Here is an 18596-nt window from a genome sequence, read left to right on the forward strand (position 1 = left end):
ATTTTCTTTTTTCTATAAAGTATCGGGGCAATCGTCCGATATATAAATCAAGTAAGGATAATTACTTGAAGATGGAAGTTCGAATGGAGCGTACGGCCGGGAGAATGGAAGTCAGAACAAATTAAGTACATGCAGCATGGATGCTGCATTATATTCAAGGAGGAAACAAATTATGGTAGTACAGCATAATATGCAGGCAGCTAATGCCAACAGACAGTTAGGAATCACAACAAGCGCACAGGCTAAATCAACAGAGAAATTATCTTCTGGTTACAAGATCAACCGTGCAGCTGATGATGCAGCAGGATTATCTATTTCTGAGAAGATGAGAAGCCAGATCAGAGGACTGAACAAAGCTTCTGATAACGCTCAGGACGGTGTATCTCTTATCCAGGTAGCTGAAGGTGCATTAAATGAAACACATTCTATCTTACAGCGTATGAACGAATTAGCTACTCAGGCAGCTAATGATACTAATACCACCATTGATAGAAAAGCTATTTCTGCAGAGATGGATGCTTTAACATCTGAGATCGATCGTATCCGTTCTACAACACAGTTCAATACACAGAACTTACTGGATGGATCATTCTCCGGAAAGAACTTACAGATCGGTTCATTAGAGAAGCAGAATATCACGATCACTATTAGTGGTATGGATTCAACTTCTATCGGTGTTAACGCATTATCTGTATCTTCATTCGATGAGGCTGGTTCAGCTATGACAAAGATTCAGTCAGCTATTGACAAAGTATCTACACAGCGTTCTGCACTTGGTGCATTACAGAACAGACTGGAGCATACAATTGCGAACTTAGATAACGTATCTGAGAATACTCAGTCTGCTGAATCACGTATCCGTGATACAGATATGGCTGAAGAGATGGTTAACTACAGCAAGAACAACATCCTTGCTCAGGCAGGACAGTCCATGCTTGCTCAGGCTAACCAGTCTACTCAGGGTGTATTATCATTACTTCAGTAATTATGAAGAACGAAAAAGAACCGGTTCTGCCGGTTCTTTTTTTGTGCCTGGAATTATTGGAAAACGACAGAAAACAGATGGGAGAAAAATTTCTCATAACTGTGATTCTGTTTTACTTTTTCGTGACCATTGTGTGCGATTTCTTTACGAAGTGACTCATGTGAAAGATAGTATTGCGCTTTTTCACATAAATCCTCCTCACTTTCAAAATAAACGAAGTCTTCATTTGGAATAAAGCAATCAAGAAAATCTTCCTGAAAATTCGTGAGCAGAAATCCGCCAGCTCCCATGATGTCCATTGCCCGAAGCGGAATTCCGGATTGTATGCTTCGCAAAGAAATGTTGAGATTAATCTTGCTGTTGGCAAAGACATATGGCATTTCCGAATAATAATCAACAGGTCCCATATTTGTTACATTCGGGAGTGAAACTTTCCGGTCAAGTGTATAAAGCTTTAATGGAACATATTGAGCAACCGCAGTTAAAAGCCGCTGACGTTCAATAGATGTCAGTTTGCGGTCTATAAAATAGTTTGCATATACATAAGACGGAGATTCCACACCAGAAGGAACCGGCTGATAAGGAACCGCGCGCTGAAGCTCGGCAAGAATGTCAGGGGTCAGCAGATCTTCAATAAAATTGTAACCATATACTTTTAACTGGGATTCCATAATTGCATCCAGATATCCACGGGTGTAGTCATTAATATTTGTCAGACGGTCAAAAAAATTGTGATCTTCATTATATAAGGAGCCTACAAAAGAGACATCCGCAGACAATTTTTCCTGATCGAAAGTTTTTTGCATAAGATAATCAATGATAGTACTGTTACATGGAAGGGTTGTGTAGTAAACAGTAGGGATACCGCCATTTTTCAGGCGTAGATATTCCTGTTTATCAAACATAAATACATAATTTACCGGATTGACCAACGTATAAGAGTACAACATTAAATAGGGGCTGTCGTAGATTACAGAGATATACTTTATCCCAAGTTTCTGACAGTTATTCGAGACAACCGGGAAATAGTTGAAAGAGAAACAGCAATCATAGTAAGTATCTCCGACAAAATTAGTAAATGCTTCATCAAATGCCTTACTTTCCCGTTCCTGATAATCCGGATGAAAAAATGGTACAAATTCATGCCCCGCCTGTTCTAAGGTGAATTGGGTATCTACTTTCCCAAAACAGGGCCAATCTAAGAATAAGATACGCATATCGTTTTCCTCGTCTTTCTTTATATGAGTCCAAATGCGAGCTGGAGCATCTGTTCCAGACGTATCGGATAGGTATAATGGGTTTTCACTTTCTGCAGTCCATTGTAAGCAATTTCTTTTCGTTCATTTTCATGTTCTAAGTAATAAGCAACCAGTTCGTTCAGTTCTTCCAGACTGCTATACGCAACAAGATCCTCACCTGGAGTGAAAAGTTCCGGGAGTTCCGGCTGGTAATTTGTCAGAACAAATCCACCACAGCCAAGAATGTCAAAAATTCGAAGCGGAAGCCCGCTGCGGATGGAACGGCTGGTTGGATTCAGATTGATCTTGCTTTCATGAAAAATGATTGGCATTTCTGTAAGCGTTTTTGCCAGTCCCCGGTTATGAATACGAGGAAGAGAAGAAGTATCGCTTGCGGTATATAGATCAACGTCAAAATGCTCGGATAACATGGTGAAAGTTCTTACACGTTCAATAGCTGTAATTTTGCTTCCGATATAAAGCTGCGCCAGTGTCTGGCGGTCAGTCAGGTAGGTTTCAAGCGGATATGTGTAAAAGTGTTCCATGTGTGCTTTGAATTCTTCCACGATATTATCTGGTAATAATTCTTCTACAAAATAATAGCCATATACTTTTAGCTGGGCTTCCATAAGTCCGTTCAGATAACCACTGAGATAGGCTGGTGGAGTGCTTAGCCGGTCATAGGGGCATTTCTCGGTATAAAGTGAACCAACAAATGAAACATTACTGGAAAACCGTTCAAGATCAGAAATAGAAGCTTGTTGTATGACATTTTGTTTGTCGGTTACATTCACGGCCAATGGGAAATGAAATACATTTCCCGGATTTAATGGGGCTATTTCCGTATATTGCATCCGGTCAAATAAGAAGATACGGTTGCATGGATTCTGAATTGATTTAGAAAAAAGTTCCATGACAGGTGAGTCAACGGACCAGCAGATATATCGGATTTTGAAAATATTACAAACATCTGAAATGATAGGGAAAAAATTGATGGTAAAAACACAGTCCTGAGGATGTTCCATCAGAAAATTACCAACAACCCGGGCACAGTCGCCAAATAGGAAATCTTTATTTGTTATTTCTTCTGTAATCTGTGAGACAGTATGTCCAAGCTCCTCAAATCCTTTTATAATATCGGGTTCGCATATACTGCCATATCGGTAAAATAGTATTTTCATAATGTATTCTCCTGCATAAGGGAAATCATTTTTTGTAGCTGATTTGGATAAGAGAATGCATCACGGATTTTTTTGTATCCGTTCATTGCAATTGTAAGCCGTTCTCTTTCGTGTGTCAGATAATAGTTACATTTTTCAATTAATTCATCCACGTTGTGAAATACTTCAATTTCTTTCCCAATCTCAAACAGATCTTCGATTTCAGGCTGATAATTGGTTAATACAAAACCTCCACATCCCATAATATCTAAAACACGTTGGGGAATTCCGGTTTCAATTGAGGAGAGGGAAATGTTCAAATTAATCTTACTGAGATAGAAGATTTTGTTCATATCTGTGTAATAACTTACACCATGATGCACATGGACATTTTCAAGGTAAGTGCTTGGACTGTTTGTGTAAAGATGAACATCAAAATGATTTCCCAGCGTATTGAGAACAGCTATACGCTCCAATTCAGCTAATTTTCTAGGGTAAAATAATTGCCCATAATAAGTAGGGTCGTCCATCAATGATGTAGGATTCCAGCTTTCAATATGGCAGTTGTTGTAGAGATAGTCAATGCATTCCTGAGGAAATTGGGGCCATGGTCTGGATGACTCCCAATGGCACATGTTCTGCATGAGATAAAGCTTTAATTTTACCTGCAGATAATCCGGGAACTGCTGGATGACGGCATTATAGGTATTATTCTCGTAAAGTCCACCAATAAAACTGATATCATGGGAAAATGCGGTTTCATCCTCCGGCGTGATATCAAGTGCACCGGTGCGTTCAAGATTCACGGCAAGAGGCATATGGTATATGTGAGGGACACCGGCTTCTATCAGGCGTTCACATTGCTTTTTGTCAAAAATAAATGTATAATTTGTACTATGAAAAACAGAAGGTGTAAATAATGCGATAAGAGGCGAATCATAAGTCCATGATATGTATGGCAGATTTTGATTAGCACAGATATCAGATACAGGAGGAATAAATAGATAGGATATAACACAATCATACGGCTTCTCTAGTAACTGTCTGGATAGGGTATCGTTTTGATTGTTGTCAGATATATTTGGATCAAATGGATTGCATTCTAAGATATCTACGGTATGTTCTGACATTTTTTGTAATGTCCATGGTATGTCAAAAATGGAATTTTTAGATGGAACAAATAGAAAATCCATAATCAGTAGTCCTCCTTACAACGGTTGCTTTGCAATATATAAGTATATCTTAGCGAAAAAAAATAGAAGACACAATAGTATTTTTAATAATTAATCTCGGGAGAAGAATATGCAGGATGAGATGGAGTTTAGAAAGACGGAAAAGTTTGCGCTAGAGGAAGCACGAAGGGAGGAAAAATGGCAGAAACAATACGGAACAAAACTGAATGATGTTGTTCAGATTATGAATCAACTGCTGCAGTCAGCAACGGATCAGAGCCGGATGGAACTTCATAATATGTTTCTGGATAAAAGTTTTTTTGAACATTATAAACAGACGGATGCAGTTGCAACAATGTATGTTGTGACGCAGATTTATGAACGGGAATGGAAGGATCATTATCCGTCCACGATTCTGGATTGCGGAAATACGGTAGAAGAATTAATGGATTATCTGCAACAGATGAAATTCATGTTGTACCGAATTGATTTTTCCATAGATCAGTTATCAGAGCAGGAATTTGTCACATTTTTAAAAAAAAATCAGACCTCTGTTATCACTCTGGAGACCATGATGACTACGGCTGCTATGCGCCCAATGAATCTGGCGCTGAAACTGGAAGAAATTTTCACACGTAATTTTATGTATAAAGAACTTTTCTGGGTTCGGAATTTTATTAATGAGAGATGGAATGGAAACCATCGGGTTTTGATCCAGCTTGCGGATTTGTATGACAGGACAGGTCATGCACAATTTGCAAGAGAATGTATTGAGAAAATATCAGAGGCACTTCAAACATTATATCAACACGATGAAAAATGTCTTTTATTACAGGAAGATTTGTGGAAATTCCGTTATAAAGATATGGAAGCAGTAAAAGACATTAGTCACAGAATACTGGAAGATAAGATATCAACATATGTGTGGAGCATGCTATTACAGGATGTAGGTGTGGAATCAGAAGAGTTTTATCTTATTTTGTCGAATGAATTTCTGGATCATAAAATGATCGATTATGCAATAAAGACACTGGAAACAGGGAAACAAAGAATTCCGGATAATACAATGATTAATGGTATCCTGCAGCAATGTCAGAAATTAACGAGGTAATGAAACATATGAATGAGAAAAAAATCTGTTTTATTATGTGTGTAAACAATGATGCATATGAACAGGAGCAAATGAGGTATTTAAACAGGCTGAATGTTCCGGAAGGATATGAGATTGACATTTTGTCTGTAAGAGAAGCAAGATCCATGACCTCTGGTTATAATGAGGGGATGTATGCGAGTGATGCGAAATATAAAGTATATATGCATCAGGATGTGTTTATCGTTAATAAGAATTTTATAGCAGATCTTCTGCATGTTTTTGAAGACGTACAAGTTGGAATGGTCGGAATGGTCGGGGCACCGCAATTGCCGGAAAACTGTATTATGTGGAATGGACCAAGAGTAGGAAAGCTGTATTTTAATATGATCTATCAGTCAGGAGAAAGCGTGATTGGTGAGATAGAGGAAACATATCAGGAAGTGGAAGCAATTGATGGACTGTTAATGGCAACGCAGTATGATGTTCCGTGGAGGGAAGATCTGTTTGATAAATGGGATTTTTATGATATATCCCAGAGCCAGGAGTTCTTAAGAGCTGGATATAAAGTGGTTGTGCCAAAACAGAAGCGTCCGTGGTGCATTCATGATGATGGCTTTTTTAACCTCAAAAATTATTATAATGCACGAAAAGTATTTCTTGAGGAGTACAAAAAATAGTTATTATGGCGAAAAGGTTATGGATAATCAAAAAATGCCGATAATATATTTAAGGAATGTTACATATGCATGGAGGCATCATAGTGGAAGATACATAAAGACTGCTACGTTGTCAGTAGAACAATGTGGCAGTTTTTTATTTATAGTGGAGAAGAGAGATGGAAAAAAAAGAAATTGCATTTATTATTTGCAGCAACAATGAACAGTATTATCAAGAGTGTGTAAAATATATAGAGGATTTGATCGTACCAGATGGTTATAGTACAGATATTGTATGTGTGAAAGAGGCCAATTCGATGGCGGAAGGGTATAATGCGGCAATGCAGTCAAGTGACGCAAAATATAAAGTATATTTGCATCAGGACACATTTATATTAAATTCTCATTTTATTGAAGATATAATTCATATTTTTGAAAGCGATAATTTGATTGGAATGATAGGGGCAATTGGCTGTAAAAAATTGCCAGAAGATGCTAATGCTTATTTAAAGTGGGATACAGGGTATGTAGAAGCATTTGACGGACAGACAACGTTGAATAATAAGTTAGAACAAAATCCAGAAAAACTTTATACTGAGGTAGAAGCAATAGATGGTCTCATCATGGCTACACAATATGATGTGATGTGGCGTGAAGATGTATTTGATGGTTGGGATTTTTATGATGTTTCACAATCCTTGGAAATGAAAAAAAGTGGATATAAAGTAGTTGTTCCATATCAGGAAAAAGCATGGTGTTATCATGATTGTGGCACTTCAAAATTATCAGAATATGATTATTATCGGGAAAAGGCAATTGAGGAATATCAGGATTGCTTTAATGCGAAGATAAATAAAGAAGAAGTGTACACTGCACAAAAGCAGAGGAAAGAAATAGAAAATATCCAAAAGGGATTTGTTCAGTTAATTGAAGCTGAGGCATATGATCAGATAGAAGAGATTGCTTTAGAAGCAGGAAGAATATGTGGATTAGATGAACAAACACGTGCAATTATTGCTATTACAGAAATACATAAACTTGAACAAGAAAGCATAGAGAATGTACAGACTGAGTGGCTTGAGTGTGGATCATGGACAAAAATGTACGAGTACTATACATGGGTTCGGTGGGTGATGTTGAGAATTGCAAATGAAAAAAGTGATGATAGAATTTGCAAACTTCAGCAGATGCTTATGCAAAGAAGAGTTTCAAAAGATGCCATAAGAAAAATATCTACAGTAATTGGAAAAAATTCAGAATTAATAAACGATACTCTTTGTTCGCATGAAATAAATGAGCCATTAGTTAGTGTTGTTATACAGGTATACAATGGAGAAGATGTTATACAGAAAACGATAGACAGCATCTTGAATCAATCTTATAAAAATATAGAGATACTTATTTCAGATGATGCTTCAACGGATAAAAGTCGAGAAATAATTGAATTATATGAGAAAAAGGATGATAGAGTAAAAGCTTTATACTTCACCCGAAATCATAATCTTTGTTATGGAGGCAATGCCTGCGTTCAAAGAGCGAACGGAAAGTATATTGCCATTGCAGGGCATGATGATGTGTGGAAAAAGGATAAACTGAAGAAACAGATTATGTTTTTAGAGGAACATCCAACATATGGAGCTTGTTTTACATGGGTTGACATTATTAATGAAAATGATGAGGTGAATAATTCAGAGTGGCTTGGATTATACCATAGATTTATAAGCAGTAACAGGGATGAAAACAGTTGGCTTAGAACGTTATTTTTTCAGGGGAATTTCTTTTGCGCACCTAGTGCATGTGTAAGAAAAAGTGTTGTTGATAAAGTGGGATTTTATAGATATGGACTTGTTCAGTTGCAGGATTATTATCTGTGGATGAAAGTACTTTTAGAAGCTCCAGTATATATACTGCAAGAAAAATTGACGTTATATAGAAGATTTAGTGCAAATGGTAAGAATTTGAGTGAAATTAATCCGAGTACTCAAAGGCGGGATCAACACGAAACACAGTGGATTTGTGAAGATATTATAAAAAGAATGACTCCTACAAAATTTAAAAAAGTATTTAAAGACGAAATGAAAAATCCGAATGCAGTAAGTGAAAAGGAAATTATATGTGAAAAAGCTTTTCTGCTTTGGAAAAGGGGAAACTGTTTTGCAGAAAAATGGTTTATAGAATTACTGGAAGATGAGGAATACAGAGAAATATTGGACAAACAGTATGGATTTGGATTACAGGATTTCTATAAATTAAACACTGAACCAAGATATTTTGACTGAGGGGAGGAAATTATTTATGAAAATTATGCCAAATAGATTAGACAGAGGATTTTATATGTTCCAAAATGAGTATGAGGAGAAAGCTTTGGAGGTATTAAGATCTGGGTGGTATGTCTTAGGGAAAGAAGTAAGTAATTTTGAAGAAGAGTTTTCAAATTATGTTGGTGCCAAATACTGTGTCGGTTTAGCAAGTGGATTGGATGCATTATGGATTGCTTTTCGAATTTTGGGAATTGGAAAAGGTGATGAAGTAATTGTGCAGGGAAATACATATATAGCTAGTGTTATGGGGATTACTATAAATGGGGCAACACCTGTTTTTGTTGAACCAGATGAGTACTATAATATTGATGCATCTAAAATAGAAGAAAAGATTACGGATAAGACAAAAGCAATTTTGGTTGTTCATTTATATGGACAAGCTGCTAACATGCAGAAAATTATGGAGATCAGTAAAAAATATAATTTAAGGGTTGTTGAAGATTGCGCACAATCACATGGAGCATGTTACGATGGAAAAACAACAGGAACATTTGGAGATATAGGTTGTTTTTCTTTTTATCCATCTAAGAATTTAGGCGCATATGGAGATGGCGGAGCTATTGTTACAAACGATGCAGAGATTGCAAATAATGTTAAGATATTTCGAAATTATGGTAGCGAAAAAAGATACTATAATAAAGTAGTTGGTGCAAATTCACGGTTGGATGAAATACAGGCAGGATTACTTAGAGTAAAGCTTAAACATTTAAAAGAACTGGAGCAGGAAAGAATTGTTCTGTGTGAGCGCTATTTAGATGAAATTAAAAATGAAAATATAGCTTTACCGAAAATAAGAGATAAGTCGACACATATTTGGCATCAGTTTGTCATTCGAACAGAAAAAAGAGAACAACTGATCAGTTATTTGGAGCAAAAGGAAATAGGAACCATTATTCATTATCCTATTCCACCTCATTTATCAGAAGCATATCAATACTTACACATTAAAAAAGGTACACTGCCAATAACAGAACAATATGCGGATACAGTTTTGTCGATACCGTTATATAATGGTATGACAGAAGAAGAACAGAAGAGAGTTATAGATGCACTAAATGCATTTAACTAGGGAAGGATCAAAATGAAGTGGGAAAATAGAGGCAGCGAGCTTGAAATAATTGGCGCTAAAATGAAACAAAAGAAAACCATTATTTTTTATGGCGTTGATGAGCAAACAATTGAAATATTCCGTAAAGTAGAATTTTTGAGATGTAATGTAATATTTTGTGATGGAAATTTAGCTGGACAAAGTATTGGATCCTCTATAATTTATACATTAGATGAGATTTTGCCAAAATTATTACAAAAAGAAAGTTTTTTGGTAATAACAACAGATGACAGAGAGGAACAGATTCTTTTAAAAAAGAAACTTATTTTGAAAGAGCTTAAAGAGAATGAGGACTTTTTTGAAGCTGGTGTATTTGAAAGGGTATATTTGCCATTATGGGCATATTATTCATATGGAAAATGCTATGTAAATTTTATCAATCATATTCCAAATTATACATGCACATTAAAATGTAAAAATTGTTCGGCAAGCATTCCTTATTTAAAACAAAAAAATCCAGATGTTGAGCAGATGAAAAGGGAAATTGATTTATTTTTTTCCAAAGTTGATTTTTGCTATACATATGATTGCACAGGGGGAGAAACCTTTATTGTATCAGACAAATTAGTGGAGGTTTTAAGTTATCTATTGCAATTTTATGGAGACAGAATTGGAAAGATTGCAATAACCACAAATGCGACAGTAATACCGACAGACAATATGTTACGTTTTCTTGCTGAACATAAAGATATGCTTGACATTAGCATATCAGAATATCAAACAGTATCTGGATGGAAGGAAAAATGTGATGCTTTTATTGATACATTAAACGCTTGGAAGATACCGGCATATTTGGTGAAAGCATCTTCGTGGATAGATTTTGGATTTAGAGAAACCACATTAAGAAAAGACAATCAGGAAATGGAAGCATATTTTGATGAATGTGGGAATTTTTGTAGAGCGTATATAAATGGAAAATTATATTATTGCGGGCATGGACATTGGGCGAACAGTGCATTTTATTCGAAAGAAGGTTTAGATGATGATGAGGCAATTAACTTTAGAGATGAAAATCTAACGAAATCAATGATATTAGAATATAATCTGGGATATGTTCAAAATGGATTCCTTAGAATATGCAGACATTGTAAAGGATGGGGAACCAGAAATAAATGTCATATACCAGTAGCTGAGCAGATTGAGGATAATAGAGTAAAGGTGAGAGAGGTATAAATGGTATATACAATAGCGATAGCACCGTATTCTGTGAAAAAAATAGAAAATTGTTTATGTCAATATCAAGAATATCCAAAATATAAATTATTTTCTATTGATAAGGAAAGCTATATAGTGAATGCTACTATAGAAAATTCAGATGAGGGACAGATTCCTGTTGGAAGATTGATTTATAACTTGCAAATTGGAAGATACTGTTCAATAGCGAAGGATCTGTACATTATTGTTGGAAGAGGAAAGAATTATCACAATGTAACAATGTCAGCAGCGAAGGTTTTCGAATCACTTCATAAAGGGTATAACGATCATGGGGAACATGGAAGCGTGATTATTCAAAATGATGTTTGGATTGGAAATAAAGTTACTATTATGGGAGGAGTAATTATACATAATGGAGCTGTTGTCGCAGCAAATTCCCATGTTGTAAAAGATGTACCGCCATATGCTATTGTTGGAGGAAATCCAGCGAAAGTTATTGGTTATCGTTTTGAAAAAAATATTATTCAGCAATTGCAAAAAATACAATGGTGGTATTGGAATGAGGAAAAAATAAAAAAATATGCAGAAGATTTTGGAGAAGTTGAGAAGTTCTGTAAACAATTTTATTTGGAGGCTGACGAGCAGATAAATAAAATCAAAGATTTGGGTTGCTCTGATGATAAAGACAGATATTTAATGCTAGTAGATGACGATGATAATTATTCAATTTTATCATATGTTATAGATGAATTTTTGGCTTGCTTTAAAAAGGACAAAAATAAAGAACTTCTATTAATTGTGTTAAATAAAGAACCTCAGACAGATGATATGGTTATGGAAAACATTAAAAAAATTCAACATATTATGGAAGAAAATAATGCATTTGAATGTACCTTGAGTGTAGAAAAGGTATCCTTTGAGGAAGTTAAAAATTATATTCCGTTTATAAAACATTTGATTATAAATAGAAAAACAGAGACAGTTCAACTTATGTGTTGGGCAGAAGTATATGGAGATAATGTTGAGATTATATCAGGAGTGGATACTCCTATTTTTGGAGGTTACTAAAGGTGTTTATATGTGTGGCAGGGAAAAATAATATAGCAGTTGATGTATTGGAATATTTGATTAGAATTAATAATGGCAGATATGAATTAGGTGTTGTTTGTAATAAAACAGAAACTGGAAAAAATTCATGGCAAAAATCTTTACGTTTTTTCTCGCAAAGATGTAATGTCCCAGAATATCATTTGGAAGATATGTACATGAGAGATGATTTGATATTTATATCTTTAGAATTTGATAAAATTGTTAATCCGGACTTGTTTAAAGATGCAAGACTGTATAATATTCATTTTTCGCTTTTACCGAGCTATAAGGGAATGTACACATCAGCAATTCCTATTTTAAATGGAGAAGAGATGGTTGGAGTGACATTTCATGAGATTGATAAGGGAATTGATACAGGAAATATTATTGCACAGAAAAAAATAAAGGTTGATCAACAGGATACAAGTCGGGATCTATATTCAAAATACATATCGAATGGCACACAGCTTGTGTTAAGTCAGATTGAAAATGTTATACAGGATAAGGTACATGCATATCCGCAGGAGGCAAAAGGGTCTACCTATTATTCGAAAAAATATATTGATTATTCAAATTTAAAAATTGATTTACGCCAAACAGCTTTGGGAATACAAAAACAAATTCGAGCATTTAGTTTTCGAGAGTATCAATTACCTGTTGTATGTGGAAAGAAGATTATTGATAGTAAAATTACGGATATTAGATCATTAAAAAAAGCAGGAACAATTGTTGAACAAAATGAAAACGGGATAATGTTTGCATCTGTTGATTATAATATTATACTTTATATAGATAGATTTTATGAGTTGTTGGAAGCATGTAAAACAGGTGACCTGGATTTGGTGAAAGATATATGCTCTGTAAAAAAACATATAAATGAATGTGATGAACATGGTTGGACACCATTGATGGTGGCCACATATAATAACCAAAAAAAAGTTGTAGATTATTTATTGATTAATGGTGCAGACATTTTTGCTGTTAATAATAATGGAACGAATTTATTGATGTATGCGAAGGCTGCATATTTGCAGTATGACGATATTGAATTACTAAAAAAATTCTTTGATTTGGGAGTAGATATAGAAAGAGAGGATTATAGAGGAAAAAATTTAGAAAGTTATTTAAAAGATGATGGATATAAATTAGATGAATTATTAAGTAAAATGTAAAAGTGTGGGGTGGAATTATGCATAATATGAATTTAGTAAAGATGTTAGACTTTCAACAAAAAGGTGATGAGAGAGGAAAACTGGTCGTTATAGAGGGGAAACAGGATATCCCATTTGATATAAAACGCGCTTTTTATATTTTTGGTTCAGATAAGGATGTTGTACGAGGACAGCATGCAAATAGGAAAACAGAATTTGTTTTAATTAATGTTGCTGGAAATAGCAAAGTAAAAGTGAAAGATGGCATGGGAAATGAAGCAATATATTGTCTGAATCGTCCGCATACAGGAGTATATCTTCCGACAATGGTTTGGAAAGATATGTACGATTTTTCAGAGGATAGTGTATTGTTATGTTTAGCAAGTGAGCACTATGATCCACAGGAATATATACGGGATTATGCAGAGTTTACAAAAGAAATACAAGATATGGAGAATGAAGAAAAATAGACATATGGGTAATTATTTATATCTTACGATATATTGCGTTATGAAAACTAAAGAATTGCCGATATAAATATGAGTAGTACATGCAGGGAGGAATATCATGGGAGAAAACAGAAGTGAACAGAAAGAAGCACTGGAAACATTAGTTGAATTTAACCAGCGTTTAGTAAAGAACATGAACATTATTGTGAAGGAGTTATCAGGAAAGCGTCTCGATGACACAGATAAATTCCTGAAAGGAATTGTTGATGCAATGAACTGGGAAATCAATGTTATGAATGGAACAATGTCTTTACTAAACGAGGGAAAACAGCGTGTCGATAAAGAAGAGTTTAATAATAAAATATTAAATCTTGGAGCAGCCATCAAGGATAAGGATGATACTAAAATGGCTGATGCAATCACACAATTGATACCGGAGTTTGAGAATCTTGGGAATGCAGCGCAGGAAGTAATTGCGTAATTTATTGTTTTTTTGCAAGAGATATGTGTAAAAACATATCTCTTGTTGTTTTTTATATGATGTATAAGTGAGGGAACTGGACGATGAAAGAGAAGATATGCTTTATTATTTGTGCATCGAATGAAATATATCTGAATGAATGTACTTATTACATAAAAAATCTGCAGTGCCCGTATGATATGGAAGTTGACATTATATGTATCCGTGGAGCACAGTCAATGTGTGGGGGATACAATGAGGGAATGAGACAATCAGATGCAAAATATAAAATATATTTACATCAGGACGTTTTTATTCGAAATCGGAATTTTATTCCAGATATTGTAAATATTTTTCGTTCAGATCCATCAATTGGGATGATCGGTATGGTCGGTGGAATTGGAATGCCACAGAATGCTGTGACTTATCTGGCATGGAATGCAGGGTGTGTGGATACCAGAGAACCAGATGCTGCGTATCGGATGATATGTGCGCCAAATCAGGAAAAGGATATGGCAGTGGATGCAATTGATGGTCTACTGATCGCAACACAAGTTGATATTCCATGGCGTGAAGATCTGTTTCAGAATTTTGATTTTTATGATGTTTCCCAATCATTTGAGATGCGACGTGCAGGTTATAAAATTGTTGTGCCATATCAAAGAGAACCCTGGGTGATTCATGAATGCAATTATGCAAAGTTAAAAAACTATGATAGCAATCGGAAAATATGTCAAAAAGAGTATCCTGAATTTTTAACAGAACAGGATGATTTTGAATTTGTATATCATAGAGAATGGGAAGAATTGAGTGATGAACTTGCTGATATGGTAGGGAACCTTGTTGAAAAGCAGGAATGGAAGCAGATCGATGATGTGTTGTCAGTATATCGCAAAGGTCAAATGAAAAATTCCAGGCTGGAAATGTATGCTGTTATGCTGGAACTTGCAATTCGTGATAGCGAAAATCAGTATAAACCGGCTTTCTTTGATGGACTTCATACATTAGATGAAATGATGGAGAAATATTGTAAGACACGTTTTAGATTGTTAAGAATGGAATGCGATATGCCAGAATTGGATTATGAGGATCTAAAAGACAAAATATATGGCGGCGCCTTGTCGTTTGATTCTGTGATCAATCTGATCCTGCATTTTAGCCTGGATAAGTCAAAGGTTCTTAGGCAAGTAGAAAACTGGTATCATGAAAGTGGAAATCAGGGTGAGGTAAGTAAAATAGAAATGATAATTCGCAATATAGAAAGAACAGGACCCATTCTGGCATACAGTAAACGGGCAGCAAAGAAGATAAGAAGCAGACATAATACAGGAGAACGCAATGCTTGACAAGGTAAAAGAATTAATTATTAAAGGGGCTGATTGCGAAAGCACAGGCGATTTGGAAGGCCTTTTTGCTTGTATAAAGGAAGCAATGAAGCTGGACGGACAAAATTATGAATTATTTTACATGCTTGGAAATTATCATTACATGAAAAAACAATATGAACAGGCTTTTTTGTGTTATGAACAAGCTGAATTATATTGTGATAATGATGATAGACATGAAATTATCCATATGAAAGAATATGTAAAAGAACAATTTCAGGTGGATGTCAGAAATATATCTATTGTTATTGTTTCTTATAATATCCGGGATCTTATGATGTTATGCATAAAAAGTATTCGTGCTACTTTGAAAAAAGGCACTTATGAGATTATAGTAGCAGATAATGCATCGACAGATGGAATTCGTGAGTGGCTTGCAGAACAGGAGGATGTCCGTCTTATACTGAATACGACAAATTGTGGATTCCCAGAAGGCTGTAATCAGGGAATCAGAGCAGCCGTCAAAGGCAATGACATATTTTTGTTAAATAATGATACTGTGCTTACACCAAATGCTGTGTTCTGGCTTAGAATGGGATTATATAGCGATGGGAAGGTCGGAACAGCAGGAAGTATAACAAATTATGCATCAAATGGTCAAAAGATACTGATTGATGATCCGACACCGGATGGTTATTTAAAGGCAGCAAAAAATATAAATGTGCCGATGGAATCGCCATATGAGTATAAAACATGGCTCGTAGGATTTGCATTGCTCATAAAAAATAAGATGATTTCACAAGTTGGAACATTGGACGAACGTTTTTCGCCTGGCAATTACGAGGACTATGACTATGGACTCAGAGTGCAAAAAGCAGGCTTTTATAATGTATTATGTCGAAATACTTTCATATTACATTGGGGAGGTCAAAATTTCGCACGAGATACTGCTAAATTAAAACAAACAATTGATATCAATCGACATAAGTTGGCAGAAAAATGGAATAAAAAAACAAAACAGATTTTATTGATTACACATCAGCTGTCATATACTGGAGCACCGGTCGCTCTTATGCAGCTTGCGGAGACTTTGTTAGAAAACGGTTTCACAGTAGATGTCATATCGTTTAAGGATGGGGAGCAAAAAATTCAGTACGATAAGCTTGGAATTGCCTGCTGGGTCATCGAGAATCTGACGCAAAATGAAGAAGAACTGGCGAAACTTCTTGGAGTTTATGATGCAATTATCGTGAATACATTAGCAGGAGCTTTAATCTGCCAGTTTTTTAGTGGAAAAAATGAAAATGTGTATTGGTGGATTCATGAAAATGAATTGTTGTTTGAGCAGATTAAAGGCTATCTCAAACAGTTAAAGCTCGAAAAGAATATTCGCGTTCTGGCGGCTGGTTATTATGTTCAGGAACAGATAAAGAAATATATGGCATGCGATTCTAAGTTGCTTAACATATGCATTCCTGATATACGGAAACAGAGCGTAACATACAAGCATGATAAGATACGTTTTGCCCAGATAGGATTGATCGATGGAATGAAAGGTCAGGAAGTTTTTCTTGGAGCAATTCTTTCTTTGCCGGAAGAAATACGAAGTTGTTGCGAATTTTATATTTGTGGTTCGATGCAGACAGCCAATAAGGAAATCATAGAGATGATAAAGAGGGCACAAAAATTATTTCCATGCATCCATTTGCTGGATTCTATGGAACAGGTGCAGTTATATGAATTCTATGAAGAGATAGATTGCATTGTTGTCCCATCTCGGATCGAGTCGATGTCGGCTGTGATGGTCGAAGGATTTATGAAGGAGAAAGTCTGTATCTGCACAACGACAACAGGTATTTCAAAATATATGGATAATGGCACAAATGGATTCATATTTCCGGTGGGAGATATTGAGGCATTGAAAGATATAATGAAATATATTGTTATAAATTATAAGAAGTTGCGTGATGTCAAGCAGGAAGGAAGAAAAATATATGAAAAATATTTTTCACCCGAATGTTTCCAGAAGAAGGTACAACAGTTAATTATTGGAGAACTTTAACATGCGTATTTTGTATTATACATGGTATGAAAATTCACAGAAGGATATGGCAGAATCTCTTGTGAGACTGGGATATGAGGTTATATGCTGCCATATTCCATTTTCTGATTATGAGGCAGATGAAGCGTTTTCTGTGGCACTTGAGAACATATTTGTCGAGCAAAAGTGTGATTGCTTTTTGTCATTTGATTTTTTTCCGTTGATAGCTAAAAGTGCAGAACGCCTCAGGAAAATATACATATCCTGGGTTTACGATACTCCGCATTTGACGGTCTTTTCACCTTCCGCGCAGAGCGATTATGTAAAATTATTTGTTTTTGATAAGAATCAGTATGAACAAATTAAATTGCGGAAAAAAACAGGATTATTTCATATGCCATTGCCAGTAAATGTTGCCCGGTTAGATGAGCTTTTAGGTCCTATGGGTGGCGAAATCCCATATACAGAGCAAATCAGTTTTGTGGGAAGTTTATATGAAAACAATGCTTATCGACAGGTGCAATATGTGCCAGAGTATATAAAAGGCTATCTGGAAGGGGTTATTTCTGCGCAGCAGAAAGTATATGGCTATAATTTCGTGGATGAAATTCTTGAAGGAGAGAAAAGCCTTGAGTTAAAAAAATATATAAAAATGGATTTAGATGGGAGTTACCAGGTTTCAGCAGCTTATCTTTATTCCAACATGTTAAACGCGGAAATTACGGCAAGAGATCGGGAACAATTGCTGTGTGCAGCAGCACAAATTGGAACTGTGGCGTTATATTCTGCATCGAAATTCCCAAATCATGGGATACAGGAACGGGGCATAATTGACTATGAAAAGGGGATGCCTTACGTATTTCGCCATTCAAGAATTAATCTGAACATTACGCTTCGTTCCATTACAAGTGGAATTCCACTTCGTGCCATGGATATTATGGGAGCTGGTGGATTTCTTATGTCAAATTATCAGCCAGAATTGGCTGAATATTTTGTGGATGGGCAGGAACTGGTACTTTTTGACAGTGTTCAGGACATGCAGTGGAAGTTGGATTATTATCTGAAACACGAAGAGGAACGCAGACAGATTGCAAAATGTGGATATGAAAAGGTGAAAAGGAATTTTTCCTATGATGTGCAGTTAAGAAAGATGATAAATTGGTCATTTAAAGATTAGATATAAGGAAACGAGA

Annotated in this window: 16 protein-coding genes; 13 read left to right on the forward strand and 3 right to left on the reverse strand. The window is 35.4% G+C overall.

Annotated features, from left to right (window positions below):
* Positions 1-172: 172 nt before the first annotated feature.
* Entirely contained in the window at positions 173-985 is an 813-nt protein-coding gene (locus FYJ75_RS02005; RefSeq protein ID WP_154428316.1) for a flagellin N-terminal helical domain-containing protein, read from the forward strand.
* A 53-nt stretch (positions 986-1038) separates the two neighbouring features.
* On the opposite strand, the gene FYJ75_RS02010 is transcribed toward FYJ75_RS02005, so the two are convergent.
* Genes FYJ75_RS02010 through FYJ75_RS02020 form a run of 3 tightly spaced genes read right to left on the reverse strand, consistent with a single transcriptional unit; the run spans position 1039 to position 4576 of the window.
* Positions 1039-2202, reverse strand: coding sequence for a CgeB family protein (locus tag FYJ75_RS02010; RefSeq protein WP_154428318.1), 1164 nt, complete (start codon positions 2200-2202; stop codon positions 1039-1041).
* 20 nt (positions 2203-2222) lie between these two features.
* Positions 2223-3404: a CgeB family protein gene (locus FYJ75_RS02015; RefSeq protein ID WP_154428319.1), complete on the reverse strand. Its 1182-nt coding sequence runs from the start codon at positions 3402-3404 to the stop codon at positions 2223-2225.
* Positions 3401-4576: a CgeB family protein gene (locus FYJ75_RS02020; RefSeq protein ID WP_154428321.1), complete on the reverse strand. Its 1176-nt coding sequence runs from the start codon at positions 4574-4576 to the stop codon at positions 3401-3403. Before FYJ75_RS02020 ends, FYJ75_RS02015 begins: the two co-directional genes overlap by 4 nt.
* A gap of 109 nt (positions 4577-4685) precedes the next feature.
* On the opposite strand from FYJ75_RS02020, the gene FYJ75_RS02025 reads away from it, so the two are divergent.
* The 12 genes from FYJ75_RS02025 to FYJ75_RS02080 all read left to right on the forward strand — a co-directional run bounded on the left by FYJ75_RS02025 (position 4686) and on the right by FYJ75_RS02080 (position 18580).
* On the forward strand, positions 4686-5666 hold the full coding sequence (locus FYJ75_RS02025) for a hypothetical protein (RefSeq protein ID WP_154428323.1): 981 nt from the start codon (positions 4686-4688) through the stop codon (positions 5664-5666).
* An 8-nt stretch (positions 5667-5674) separates the two neighbouring features.
* Positions 5675-6325 carry a glycosyltransferase family protein gene (locus FYJ75_RS02030; protein WP_154428325.1) on the forward strand — a complete coding sequence of 217 codons (651 nt, stop codon included), beginning with the start codon at positions 5675-5677 and terminating at the stop codon, positions 6323-6325.
* Between the two features lie 158 nt (positions 6326-6483).
* Positions 6484-8583, forward strand: a complete 2100-nt coding sequence (locus tag FYJ75_RS02035) for a glycosyltransferase (protein ID WP_154428327.1) — start codon at positions 6484-6486, stop codon at positions 8581-8583.
* Positions 8584-8599: 16 nt separating this feature from the next.
* Complete coding sequence (locus FYJ75_RS02040; RefSeq protein WP_154428329.1) at positions 8600-9694, forward strand: DegT/DnrJ/EryC1/StrS family aminotransferase; 1095 nt, start codon at positions 8600-8602, stop codon at positions 9692-9694.
* Positions 9695-9706: 12 nt separating this feature from the next.
* On the forward strand, positions 9707-10906 hold the full coding sequence (locus FYJ75_RS02045; protein ID WP_154428331.1) for a radical SAM protein: 1200 nt from the start codon (positions 9707-9709) through the stop codon (positions 10904-10906).
* Positions 10907-11956 (forward strand): CatB-related O-acetyltransferase, encoded by a 1050-nt coding sequence (locus FYJ75_RS02050; protein WP_154428333.1) that lies wholly within the window; start codon positions 10907-10909, stop codon positions 11954-11956.
* A 14-nt stretch (positions 11957-11970) separates the two neighbouring features.
* On the forward strand, positions 11971-13149 hold the full coding sequence (locus tag FYJ75_RS02055; RefSeq protein ID WP_154428335.1) for a formyltransferase family protein: 1179 nt from the start codon (positions 11971-11973) through the stop codon (positions 13147-13149).
* A 17-nt stretch (positions 13150-13166) separates the two neighbouring features.
* Entirely contained in the window at positions 13167-13598 is a 432-nt protein-coding gene (locus FYJ75_RS02060) for a sugar 3,4-ketoisomerase (protein WP_154428337.1), read from the forward strand.
* 97 nt (positions 13599-13695) lie between these two features.
* Positions 13696-14058, forward strand: coding sequence for a molecular chaperone (locus FYJ75_RS02065; RefSeq protein ID WP_154428339.1), 363 nt, complete (start codon positions 13696-13698; stop codon positions 14056-14058).
* An 83-nt stretch (positions 14059-14141) separates the two neighbouring features.
* On the forward strand, positions 14142-15383 hold the full coding sequence (locus FYJ75_RS02070) for a glycosyltransferase family protein (protein WP_154428341.1): 1242 nt from the start codon (positions 14142-14144) through the stop codon (positions 15381-15383).
* Positions 15376-17424 carry a glycosyltransferase gene (locus FYJ75_RS02075; protein ID WP_154428343.1) on the forward strand — a complete coding sequence of 683 codons (2049 nt, stop codon included), beginning with the start codon at positions 15376-15378 and terminating at the stop codon, positions 17422-17424. Before FYJ75_RS02070 ends, FYJ75_RS02075 begins: the two co-directional genes overlap by 8 nt.
* 1 nt (position 17425) lies before the next feature.
* A complete protein-coding gene (locus FYJ75_RS02080) occupies positions 17426-18580 on the forward strand; it encodes a glycosyltransferase family protein (RefSeq protein WP_154428345.1) in 1155 nt (384 codons plus the stop codon).
* Positions 18581-18596: the final 16 nt, after the last annotated feature.

Origin of the sequence: Roseburia porci, from assembly GCF_009695765.1 — a bacterium.
In the GTDB taxonomy this organism is placed as follows: Bacteria; Bacillota; Clostridia; order Lachnospirales; family Lachnospiraceae; genus Roseburia; species Roseburia porci.

Coding starts and splice junctions, on each gene's coding strand:
- FYJ75_RS02005 (WP_154428316.1), top strand. CDS start 173: ATGGTAGTACAGCATAATATGCAGGCAGCTAATGCCAACAGACAGTTA.
- FYJ75_RS02010 (WP_154428318.1), bottom strand. CDS start 2,202: ATGCGTATCTTATTCTTAGATTGGCCCTGTTTTGGGAAAGTAGATACC.
- FYJ75_RS02015 (WP_154428319.1), bottom strand. CDS start 3,404: ATGAAAATACTATTTTACCGATATGGCAGTATATGCGAACCCGATATT.
- FYJ75_RS02020 (WP_154428321.1), bottom strand. CDS start 4,576: ATGGATTTTCTATTTGTTCCATCTAAAAATTCCATTTTTGACATACCA.
- FYJ75_RS02025 (WP_154428323.1), top strand. CDS start 4,686: ATGCAGGATGAGATGGAGTTTAGAAAGACGGAAAAGTTTGCGCTAGAG.
- FYJ75_RS02030 (WP_154428325.1), top strand. CDS start 5,675: ATGAATGAGAAAAAAATCTGTTTTATTATGTGTGTAAACAATGATGCA.
- FYJ75_RS02035 (WP_154428327.1), top strand. CDS start 6,484: ATGGAAAAAAAAGAAATTGCATTTATTATTTGCAGCAACAATGAACAG.
- FYJ75_RS02040 (WP_154428329.1), top strand. CDS start 8,600: ATGAAAATTATGCCAAATAGATTAGACAGAGGATTTTATATGTTCCAA.
- FYJ75_RS02045 (WP_154428331.1), top strand. CDS start 9,707: ATGAAGTGGGAAAATAGAGGCAGCGAGCTTGAAATAATTGGCGCTAAA.
- FYJ75_RS02050 (WP_154428333.1), top strand. CDS start 10,907: ATGGTATATACAATAGCGATAGCACCGTATTCTGTGAAAAAAATAGAA.
- FYJ75_RS02060 (WP_154428337.1), top strand. CDS start 13,167: ATGCATAATATGAATTTAGTAAAGATGTTAGACTTTCAACAAAAAGGT.
- FYJ75_RS02065 (WP_154428339.1), top strand. CDS start 13,696: ATGGGAGAAAACAGAAGTGAACAGAAAGAAGCACTGGAAACATTAGTT.
- FYJ75_RS02070 (WP_154428341.1), top strand. CDS start 14,142: ATGAAAGAGAAGATATGCTTTATTATTTGTGCATCGAATGAAATATAT.
- FYJ75_RS02075 (WP_154428343.1), top strand. CDS start 15,376: ATGCTTGACAAGGTAAAAGAATTAATTATTAAAGGGGCTGATTGCGAA.
- FYJ75_RS02080 (WP_154428345.1), top strand. CDS start 17,426: ATGCGTATTTTGTATTATACATGGTATGAAAATTCACAGAAGGATATG.